The sequence below is a fragment of the Amycolatopsis sp. NPDC059021 genome, from assembly GCF_042739895.1.
GTDB lineage: Bacteria > Actinomycetota > Actinomycetes > Mycobacteriales > Pseudonocardiaceae > Amycolatopsis.
The window spans coordinates 1-7,483 of record NZ_JBHYIQ010000127.1 but is presented as its reverse complement, the minus strand read 5'-3'; the positions used below and the strand labels follow the sequence as shown (position 1 = coordinate 7,483).

Below are 7,483 nucleotides of genomic sequence, written 5' to 3'. Positions count from 1 at the left end.
AGTGTTATGTGTTATCGTCAGAGGTCGTCGTGTTGGGGGCCGTACACCCCTGCGTGGCACCGGCTACAACTAAGGACACCTGTGGCGGTATGGCCACCTTGCGGGCGTCGGACGCCTGCAAGGTGGCCTTACCGGCACCGTAAAGAGCATCGGTTATGTCCGGTTCATCGGCTTCCGGGGTGACCTCGATCAGCCGTGGCGCGGGGGACGCCACGCGCAGGCGGCGGTGTCGAGGTCGTCGATGCACATCGGGCCGTGGGGCAGGGCGGTGGCCCGGCCCGGTTCGGCGCGGAGACCGTCGAGGAGCAGTGCGAAGTACCGCCGCCAGACGTCCGGCTTCACCGTGTGGGTGTACTCGATGACCTCGCCGATCATCTGGTGGAGCATCGGCATGTCGGTCGGGGAGAAGTCGGCGCGCAGCTGACCGGACTCCTGTGCCCGTTCGATGAGCCGTGTGACCAACGGCACCAAGCGGTTTTTCACCTCGGCGACGCGCTCGCGGCCGAACGCCTTGGACAGCATGACCTCGCGAAGGCCACGGTCGCTCGAATGCAGTTCGACCGTTTTCCAGGCGAAGTCGAGGAAGCCCTCCCAAGGGTCCTCGAAGGCCAATGCGGCCTCGGCCATCGTGCCGACCTCTTCGAGCCGATCGACGAACATGGCCTCGACCAGGTGTTCCTTGTTGGGGAACCGCCGATACACCGTGCCGACGCCGACTCCGGCGTGATGTGCGATGTCGTCGAGGGTGGCCTCGAGCCCGCGTTGCGAGAAGACCTCGCGCGCGGATTCGAGAATGCGCCGTCGATTGAGCTCAGCGTCGCGCCGCAGCGGCCGCGCCGGTGCGGCGGGAGCAGCGTCCCGTGCCATGGATCCCATCTTAACACTTAAGTTGAGGCAGCCCCTCCGGTTCTTGTGTACCGTGATCACCGTAAGGGGAGACGGTTACTCCACATAGCTTCGTTGCTCACTATTCGTAAGGGACCTTTCGATGACTCAGTCATCCGTCGCTGTCGCCGCGCCACCGGGGGACGTCCACAGCGCCAACCCGCACCACGCCAGACGCTGGCTGATCCTCGCGGTGATCGGGATCGCGCAGCTCATGGTCGTGCTCGACGCGACCGTCGTGAACATCGCGCTGCCCTCGGCGCAGCACGCACTCGGCTTCTCCGACGACGCCCGTCAGTGGGTCGTCACGGCGTACGCGCTCGCGTTCGGCAGTCTGCTGCTGCTCGGCGGACGCCTGGCGGACCTGTTCGGCCGCAAGAACGCACTCCTCGTCGGCCTGGCGGGGTTCGCGGCGGTGTCGGCGCTCGGGGGAGCGGCGTCCAGCATCGAACTGCTGCTGGTCGCACGGGCCGCGCAGGGTGTGTTCGGCGCGCTGCTCGCGCCGGCGGCGTTGTCGTTGCTGACGACGACGTTCACCGACCCGAAGGAACGCGGACGCGCCTTCGGTGTGTACGGCGCGATCGGCGGCGGGGGTGCCGCGGTCGGGCTGCTGCTCGGGGGTGTACTGACGCAGTACCTCGACTGGCGCTGGTGCATGTTCGTCAACATCATCTTCGCGGTCGTCGCGTTCATCGGTGGTTTGCTGTTGCTGCGCGGCCAGAAGGCCGACGGCCCGCGGCCGAAGCTGGACCTGCCCGGCACGATCACCGCGACCGCCGGTCTGTTCGCCGTCGTCTACGGTTTCTCCAACGCCGAGCACGACTCGTGGTCCTCGGTGTCGGTGTGGGGCTTCCTCGTCGCGGGTGTCGCCCTGCTCGCCGTGTTCACCTGGCTCCAGACGCGCGTCGCGCATCCGCTGCTGCCGCTGCGCGTGCTGCTCGACCGCGACCGCGGTGCCTCGTACATCGCGATGTTCCTGCTCGCCATCGGGATGTTCGCGATCTTCCTGTTCCTGACGTTCTACGTGCAGCTGAACCTCAGGTTCACGCCGATCCAGAGCGGCGTCGGCTTCCTGCCGATGGTGGCCGCGCTGATGATCGCCGCGACGACCGCGACGAGCGTCCTGCTGCCGCGCATCGGTGCGAAGCCGCTCGTGCCGACCGGCATGGTGATCGCGGCGCTCGGGCTGTTCTGGCTCAGCGCCATCGATCTGCAGAGCACCTACGCCAACGGTGTCCTCGGCCCGCTCATCGTGATGGGTCTCGGGATCGGCCTGTCGATGGCGCCCGCGATGAGCGTCGCGACCTTCGGCGTCGACCCGCGGGACGCCGGTGTCGGCTCCGCCGCAGTCAACACGATGCAGCAGGTCGGCGGTTCCATCGGCACCGCGCTGCTGAGCACGCTGGCCAGCAACGCCGCGACGTCGTTCATCGCGGGTAAGCAGCCGACGCAGCAGCTCGCGGCCGAAGCCGCCGTGCACAGCTACACGACGGCGTTCACCTGGGCCGCGGTGATCTTCCTCGCGGGCGGTGTCATCACCGGCCTGATGCTGCGGCCGGGCAAGCCCGCCGCCGCCCCGGAAGGCGCCCCGGCCGCCGTCCACATGTGACGTGCAGGTCCGTGAAGGCCTCCTTCACAGCGCTCAACGCTGTGAAGGAGGCCTTCACGGACTTCGGCTGTGGCTCAGCGTTTCCGGCTGCGTACCGCTTCGATGACCTCGTCGTCCCAGCGGTGCGTGCGGATGAGCCGGTACCGTTCGCTCGCCACCCACATGTAGGCCTCGGCGTCGGTGCGTGTGCCGATCATGTCGGCCTGCCGCAGCATCCCGACCACCGGCGTGAACTCCTCGTCGAACCAGCGCTGCGCGACACTCGCCCGGTCGCAGTAGCGGCCTTCGTCCTGCATCAGCCGGAAACCCCACGCCTCGACGTGCTCGCCGAGCAGCGCGTAGTCCCACGGGTCCGACACGATCACCGACGCGCGGGCGTGCCCGGTCAGCGGGACGCGTTCGAGGAACAGCCGCCGGTAGTCCTTGACGATCAGATCGCCGCGGAAGCGGATCCCGCTCGGGTCCAGTTTGGTCCGCACCACGATGACCTGAGCCTCTATTGTGGACAGTCCCTGCGCGTGTGCGACGGAAACCCGGTGGTGCCCGTCGATGATGAAGTGCAGCTCGCCCACGCGATACACCTCGATCGGCGGGATCTCCTCGCCCCGGCGCGCGGCCAGCGCGAGCCGTTCCCAGCGTTCCCGGACCCGTCCCGAGGTCGGCCGGAAGCGCCGGTCGAAGTCGCGGCCGCGGTCGACACTGCCGACGATCGAGTCCAGCGAGATCACCCGCAGCCCGATCCGCCGCTCGCTGACGTAGCCGAGCGCGTCCACGACTTCGTTGAACGGCAACATGATGTTCACGTCGTCGGGCTCGCCGCGCAGCCACTTCGCCAGCCGTGACAGCACCTGCCGCCGCCGCGCGCGCAGGAAGTCGTGCTCCGCGTCGGCCCTCGGAAAGCCGGTTCCCCTGTTGTTCATGCGATCGCCTCGCTCCGCGAGACAGTGTCCAATTCCTTATGGCGCATGATATCGATGATTCGCTCGCAAGCTTCGCTCATGCGAACTCCATGATCTGATGACCGACCACGTTGCGAACGCGGGTTCCGTCCAGCGACCGGTCCGGGACCGGTTCGCCGTGCGGATGAATGTGCCCGTGCAGCAGCCATTTCGGCCGCAGCCGCTCGACCGTCCTATGCAGACAGTCGAACCCGTGGTGGGGCGGATCCGGCCGGTCGCCGAGATCCCGGGGTGGCGCGTGGGTCAGCAGGATGTCGACGCCCCGGCCGTCCCGGCGTCGCCGCCACCCGGCTCGCCGGACCACGCGCCGGGCGCGGCGCGCCTGCTGCCACTGCGTCCACTGGTTCGGGCCGTCGTTGTAGCGGACGGACCCGCCGAGCCCCGCGAACCGGAGCCCGGCGACGTCCACGACGCGCCCGTCGGCGTTGATCCCGCCCGCCGGGCCGGGCCACGCCGTCGGGAAACCGTCCTTCATGGACAGTCCGCCGTAGCGGGTGTAGCCGCTCAGATCCGGGTCGTGGTTGCCCGGGACGAACACGCAGGGCGCGTCGAGCGCGCCCGCCAGGAACTCGAGATAGTCATACGGCAGATCGCCGGCGCCGATGACGAGGTCGACCGAGTAGGCGCGGACCGCGTCGGTCCACAGCCGCTCGTCCACCTCGTCCGCGACGACCAGCGCTTTCGGCATGCGCTCAGGGTACGGCCCCCGAGCTCACTTCATCGCGGCCTCGGGGTGGGTCACGATGATCGTGGTGATCACGACGAGCCAGCTCAGGCACAGCACGAGCGCCCAGAACTTGAGGTTGGTCAGGATGCGGGACATGGGAAAGCCTCCTGTACTGCTACCGGGGGAAAGACGGGGTCGGGGAGGGAGCTACAACCAGTCGTTCTTCCGGAATATTCGGTAGAGCATCAGGCAGATGGCGACGATGACGCCGAAGATCAGCGGATAGCCGAACTTCCAGTGCAGTTCCGGCATGAAGTCGAAGTTCATGCCGTAGATCCCGGCGATCATCGTCGGGACGGTGATGATCGCCGCCCACGCGGTGATCTTGCGCATGTCGGTGTTCTGCTGCAGCGAGATCTTCGCGACGGTCGCGTCGACCAGGGTGCTCAGCAGTTCGTCGAACGCCGACACCCGCTCCGAGACGGTCGCGAGGTGGTCGGCGACGTCGCGGAAGTACGAGCGGACCTCGTCCGGCACCAGCCGCGTGTAGCCCTCCGAAAGGCGCTGCACCGGCGTGGCCAGCGGCAGCACCGCGCGCCGGAGTTCGAGCACTTCCCGCTTCATCAGGTAGATCTGTTCGGCGCTGACCTGCGAGCGCGGCGCGAACACCTGCGCCTCGATCTCGTCGATGTCGGACTCGATCCGCGTCGTGACCTCGAGGTAGTGGTCGACGACCTGGTCGGCGATCGCGTGCACGACGGCGGCGGGGCCCAGCGCGAGCTGCTCGGGGTCCTCGTCCAGCTCGCGGCGCAGCCTGGCCAGCCCGGAGTGGTTCCCGTGCCGCACGGTGACCACGAAGTCCCGGCCGAGGAAGAGCATCAGCTCGCCGGTCTCGACGATCTCGTTCGCGGTGGTCGGCGACTCGTGCTCGACGTACCGCACGGTCTTGAACACCATGAACAGCGAGTCGTCGTAGCGCTCCAGCTTCGGCCGCTGATGCGCCTCCAGCGCGTCCTCGACGGCCAGCTCGTGCAACCCGAACGTGTCCGCGACACCCTGGATCTGCTCGGCGTCCGGCTCGTGCAGCCCGATCCAGACGAAGCCCTCGTGCCGCTTGCGGACCTCTTTGATCGCCTCGGAGTGCGTCCAGCGGCCCGGCAGGCGGCGGCCGTCGACGTAGACCGCGCAGTCGACGACGTACGCCGACAGCGGCACCGGCAGCGCGCGTACCGGTGTGCCCTTGGCGCGGTCGTCACCGCGGCCGCGAAGGCCGCCGAGCGAGGGAATGGCAGGCATGGGATCTCCTGGGCTGCGTCGTGCGTGTTCGTGCGCGAAGACGACGTGCCTGGCGGACTCGTGTCCGTCCGGCGTTCACCAGCGTTCCCGGGTTTTGCCTGGCCTAGCGGGAAGAAAGCAGGCCGGTCATCGAAGGGGGAACGCTGCGACTACTAGGAAGCGGACTATCGCCACTACTACTCATGGGGTTCCCTCACCTCCTTCGGGCCGGCGCGGTCGTGAGACGCGGAGAGTGGCAGGGCTCGCGTTGACGCGCGAACACCAATGGTTGAGGGTACTCCTCACCACGAATACGTGTCGTACCAGGTTCATGGGGCGTTACGCGGACAGGAGGACGTCGGGTGCAGTTCGGGCGTTATTACGAGGAATTCGAGGTCGGTGCGGTCTACAAGCACTGGCCGGGGAAGACGGTCACCGAGTACGACGACCACCTGTTCTGCCTCATCACCATGAACCACCATCCGCTGCACATGGACGCGCACTACGCCGGAGAGACCACCGACTTCGGCAAGAACGTCGTGGTCGGCAACTACATCTACTCGCTGCTGCTCGGCATGTCGGTTCCGGACGTTTCCGGCAAGGCGATCGCGAACCTCGAGGTCGAATCGCTCAAACACGTCAAGCCGACCTTTCACGGCGACACGATCTACGGCGAAACCGAGGTGCTCGACAAGACGCCGTCGAAGTCGAAGGACGACCGGGGCGTGGTGTACGTCGAAACACGCGGGTACAAACAGGACGGAACGATCGTGTGCGTCTTCCGGCGCAAGGTGATGGTGCCGAAGCGGTCCTACGGGGACACCCGCGGCGGGGAGCAGCCTGGCCGCCCCGTGCCCCACGAATGAGCGAGGAGTCCCGATGGGGATCGCCCTGGACGAGATCAAGCGGAGACTGCGCACTTTCGCGGAAGTCGAGGCCCGCGGCGTCTCGCCGCTCTACGACCACCTCGCCACGCAGGCGGCCGAGGACGACGACGTCGCGGGGCTGCTGACCGGCGCACGCGGTGGTGAGGCGCGCGGGACGCTGCTCCTGGCCACCGCGCACCGGCTCGTCCAGGCCGACCCGATCCACCCGCTGTCGCGCTACTACCCGTCGGTCGGCGGGTTCGACGGCGTCGACGCGGACACCTGGCCGCTGTTCCGTTCCTTTCTCCTGGAGCGGGCCGAGCGCGCGCGGGAGATCATCGGCACCCGGTTCACCCAGACGAACGAAGTGCGGCGCGCGGCGCTGCTCTATCCGGCTCTCGCGCAGGTGGCGAAGGAAGCGAAGCGGTTCGCGTTGCTGGAGGTCGGCTGCAGCGCCGGGCTCCTGCTCGGGCTCGACCGGTTCGCCTACCGCTACCAGTGCGACGGCGGCGAGCAGCTCGTCGCGGGCCCGGCGAAGGCGGCGGTCGGCCTGCACTGCGCGATCGACGTCGCGCCGGGCGCCGTGCTCCCGAAACTGCCGAAGAAGCTGACGATCGGCGCGCGGGCGGGGCTCGACCGGGCGCCGGTGGATCTGCGGGACGAGGAGGAGCTGGCCTGGCTGGAAGCCTGCGTGTGGGCCGATCAGCCGGACCGGCTGCGCCTGCTGCGCACGGCGGCCGCGGAACAGGCGCGGCACATGCCGGAGCTGGTGGCCGGCGACGCGGTCGATGACCTCGACGCGGCCGCTTCGCGGTTGCCCGACACGTTGCCGCTGGTGGTGCTGACCAGTCACGCGCTGGCGTACCTCGGCTCCCGTCGCGCTTCGTTCGTGGAGGCGCTGGCGGCGCTGGCCGAGCGACGGCCGGTGTGGTGGGTCAGCGAGGAGGCCTACGGCGTCGGCCTGGAGGCGGTCCTGCCCGGCCGCGACGACCTCGCGCGCGACGCCGACGGCAGTGGCGGCCTGTGCGTGCTCGGCGTCGTCCGCTGGGAAGGCGGGAAGCCGGACGCCCAGGCCCTGGCACGCACGGCCCCGCACGGACAGCGCATGACCTGGCTGCCCGTGTAGCGCGGCTCTTGGTGGACGGTCCGTGAAGGCCTCCTTCACAGCGCTCAACGCTGTGAAGGAGGGCTTCACGGCCATTGGGGGGGGGGGCGCGGGGCC

General features: G+C 68.5%; 7 protein-coding genes. 3 read left to right on the top strand and 4 right to left on the bottom strand.

All coding sequences use genetic code 11. From position 1 onward, the window contains the following. Window positions 1-189 precede the first annotated feature (189 nt). Window positions 190-867, bottom strand: a complete 678-nt coding sequence (locus ACFWX1_RS42840) for a TetR/AcrR family transcriptional regulator (RefSeq protein WP_378395630.1) — start codon at window positions 865-867, stop codon at window positions 190-192. A gap of 121 nt (window positions 868-988) precedes the next feature. Between ACFWX1_RS42840 and ACFWX1_RS42835 the strand changes: the two genes are divergently transcribed. After that, complete coding sequence (locus ACFWX1_RS42835) at window positions 989-2,494, top strand: MFS transporter (protein ID WP_378395627.1); 1,506 nt, start codon at window positions 989-991, stop codon at window positions 2,492-2,494. A 74-nt stretch (window positions 2,495-2,568) separates the two neighbouring features. On the opposite strand, the gene ACFWX1_RS42830 is transcribed toward ACFWX1_RS42835, so the two are convergent. From ACFWX1_RS42830 to corA, 3 genes are all read right to left on the bottom strand, one after another. Further along, window positions 2,569-3,414, bottom strand: a complete 846-nt coding sequence (locus ACFWX1_RS42830; protein WP_378395626.1) for a chromosome partitioning protein ParB — start codon at window positions 3,412-3,414, stop codon at window positions 2,569-2,571. A gap of 76 nt (window positions 3,415-3,490) precedes the next feature. After that, window positions 3,491-4,141: a metallophosphoesterase gene (locus tag ACFWX1_RS42825; RefSeq protein ID WP_378395625.1), complete on the bottom strand. Its 651-nt coding sequence runs from the start codon at window positions 4,139-4,141 to the stop codon at window positions 3,491-3,493. Window positions 4,142-4,327: 186 nt separating this feature from the next. After that, window positions 4,328-5,416, bottom strand: a complete 1,089-nt coding sequence (corA, locus tag ACFWX1_RS42820; RefSeq protein WP_378331454.1) for a magnesium/cobalt transporter CorA — start codon at window positions 5,414-5,416, stop codon at window positions 4,328-4,330. Window positions 5,417-5,757: 341 nt separating this feature from the next. Here corA and ACFWX1_RS42815 point away from each other — a divergent pair, with 341 nt between their 5' ends. Together ACFWX1_RS42815 and ACFWX1_RS42810 are read left to right on the top strand one after the other, a co-directional pair. Continuing rightward, window positions 5,758-6,261, top strand: coding sequence for a MaoC family dehydratase (locus tag ACFWX1_RS42815; protein WP_378395624.1), 504 nt, complete (start codon window positions 5,758-5,760; stop codon window positions 6,259-6,261). 13 nt (window positions 6,262-6,274) lie between these two features. Continuing rightward, a complete protein-coding gene (locus tag ACFWX1_RS42810; protein WP_378395623.1) occupies window positions 6,275-7,387 on the top strand; it encodes a DUF2332 domain-containing protein in 1,113 nt (370 codons plus the stop codon). Window positions 7,388-7,483 lie beyond the last annotated feature (96 nt).